This window comes from Photorhabdus heterorhabditis (assembly GCF_018448905.1).
Lineage (GTDB): Bacteria > Pseudomonadota > Gammaproteobacteria > Enterobacterales > Enterobacteriaceae > Photorhabdus > Photorhabdus heterorhabditis.
In genome coordinates this window covers 1-376 of record NZ_RCWA01000193.1, presented here as the reverse complement: position 1 = coordinate 376, position 376 = coordinate 1, and the positions used below count along the sequence as shown (strand labels likewise).

At 48.4% G+C, this 376-nt stretch carries 1 protein-coding gene; it reads left to right on the top strand.

The genetic code is table 11. The features are described 5' to 3' along the window. Positions 1 to 209 (top strand): IS200/IS605 family transposase (tnpA, locus tag EAE89_RS23255; protein WP_214086696.1); only part of this gene is annotated, 209 nt, incomplete at its 5' end. Positions 210 to 376 lie beyond the last annotated feature (167 nt).

Below are 376 nucleotides of genomic sequence, written 5' to 3'. Positions count from 1 at the left end.
ACCCGCCAAAGCTGGCAGTGAGCGTGATGGTTAACAACCTGAAATCAGTATCATCACGGCTACTACGCCAGCAGAATACACATCTACGAATGCAGAGCAAAACAGGGTTGCTGTGGTCAAGATCGTATTTTGTCTGTAGCACCGGAGGGGCAACGATCGAAACATTCAGAGCCTACGTTCAGAGTCAGTCAACGCCTGAGTGTTCTTGAAAGCCCCACGGGCTTTTCGCCTTATATCCCCGCCCGCACTGAGGGTGTCGCAAAAGACTGGCATTGAAAATAAACCCACAGAGATTGATTGCCTGTTATTGGGACTGACAACCCATAACAGGCTAAAAATAGCCCATAATATCAGGGCAACTGCCCTTGATAAGTTA